The sequence below is a fragment of the Bacteroides sp. RTP31139st1_H2_RTP31139_211217 genome (assembly GCF_040227615.1).
Lineage (GTDB): Bacteria > Bacteroidota > Bacteroidia > Bacteroidales > Bacteroidaceae > Bacteroides > Bacteroides uniformis.
In genome coordinates, this window is record NZ_JBCNZM010000319.1 from 1 (window position 1) to 1,831 (window position 1,831).

General features: G+C 50.5%; 2 protein-coding genes. Both read right to left on the bottom strand.

Annotation, left to right across the window (positions count from 1 at the left end):
• Positions 1 to 263: 263 nt before the first annotated feature.
• A complete protein-coding gene (locus ABUA47_RS24530) occupies positions 264 to 656 on the bottom strand; it encodes a hypothetical protein (RefSeq protein WP_005797051.1) in 393 nt (130 codons plus the stop codon).
• A gap of 17 nt (positions 657 to 673) precedes the next feature.
• Positions 674 to 1,831 (bottom strand): site-specific integrase (locus tag ABUA47_RS24535; RefSeq protein ID WP_349824579.1); only part of this gene is annotated, 1,158 nt, incomplete at its 5' end.

The window sequence follows — 1,831 nt, forward strand, 5'->3', positions numbered from 1 at the left end:
CGGGGCGGTCGGATACAAGGTTTTCCCGATAAATACGCTCGCAGCGAAGCGAGAGGAAGATTTATCGGGAAACGGCGCAGCCGCCTGACCTTTTAGCCGACGTAAAGCCCCGTGCTTGCTTTGCCTTTGTAAACGGAAATGATTGCTCCGCTTTCCTCTGAAAAGAGAAATAGACCCTGCAATATATATCACCATAGTGATAGGTTTGCATGCTGGTATGCTGGTACGTTTGCATGTTGGTATGTTGATATGTTGGTATGTCATCATGCTTTCCAACGGCTGTTGGGCTTGCCGTCCGAAACAACCGACACAAATACCGTCGTTTTCTCTTTTCGCCCGTGTATAATCCTTTCCAATAATGCCCTGCGGACTTTCGCCGCCCCGAACGATTCGATACGGAAAGCAAGGGCGGCTATCGTTTCGAGGTTGTAAACCTCCGCGCTGTATCTGTCCGATATGCGGATAATGCGCTTTATGTCATATATACTCAAAACTCCGCTTTTGCAGAGAGCCTTTATCCCTGCCCGAACCGTCGGGGCGATAACCCCGAACAGTTCGCAGATTTCCCGCTCGGTCATGGCGGTTGCACCTATATCGCTCGGCAGGGAGATATTGCCCTGCCCGTCCATCGTGATAATGTTCCTTTCTTCTTTCATCGGTATTCTGTTTTTAATTAGATGGCTCGGCAGATATTCTTCTCCATGTCCTCCAACTTGTGCGACAAGGTTTCCATGTCTTGACTTATCTTTTGGGCGGTGATTTTGGCGTAAATTTGGGTGGTCTTTATGTTCGTGTGTCCCAAAAGGCGGCTTACGGTTTCGATGGGTACGCCGTGCGACAGAAGCACGGTCGTGGCGTTCGTGTGTCTTGCCACGTGGTAGGTCAAACGCACCTTGAAGCCGCATTGTCTGCCTATCTCTTTGAGTATCTTGTTACAACTGCCGTTACTCGGAACGGGGAAAACATGACCGTCCCTTGCCAGTCCCTTGTATTTCTCTATGATACGCTTGGGAACGTCCAAAAGACGGATGTTCGATTCGGTGTTGGTCTTCTTTCTTCGGGTGATTATCCAAAGGTTGCCGTCGAAGAATGTTTGCAGGCGGTCGGCGGTGAGGTTCTTCACGTCGGAATACGCCAAACCCGTGAAAACAGAAAAGACGAACAAGTCCCGTACAAGTTCATGGGTGGCGTTCTTCATCGGTGCGTTCATGAGCGTCTGTATCTCCGTTTGGGTGAGGTAGCCCCTGTCCACGCTTTCGGGAGAATTGATATATCCGGCAAAGGGATTAAAGGGCAATCGTCCGTCGTTCCTCGCTATCGAAACGATGTGTTTCAACACAATCATATAGCCCCACACGGTATTGGTGCGGCATTTCTTCTCCGTGCGCAAAAAATACTCGAAATCGTTTATGAACGTGAGGTTTAGTTCCTTTAACGGAATATCCTCACGCTTGTAGGTGTGGGGCAGGAACTCCCGAATATGGTTGCAGACCGTCCGATAACGGGTAAATGTACCCTGCGCCCTGCTGTGCCCGACTTTCTTCTCGAACTCGGCGTTGTGCTGCTCGAACAGCTTCAGCAAAGTTTCCTGCTTGACGCCGATACCGAGATAGGCGTCTTTGAGTTTGGCGGCGGTTACATAACCGTCCGTCTGCATCAGTTCTTGGTAGCGGCGGTTTACCTCCACACGGATTTTATCTACCGCAAGGTTGATTTTCTGCGCTTCGACGCTCTTGCCCGAAGCACGGCTGTTTTTCACGTCCCACAACCGTGGGGGAACGTCCATCTTGCAACTGAACTGTTTAATCTCGCCGTCCACCGTGATACGGCA

Bases quoted from the DNA above. Each gene is read 5' to 3' on its own strand.
- ABUA47_RS24530 (WP_005797051.1), bottom strand. From the start codon at position 656: ATGAAAGAAGAAAGGAACATTATCACGATGGACGGGCAGGGCAATATC.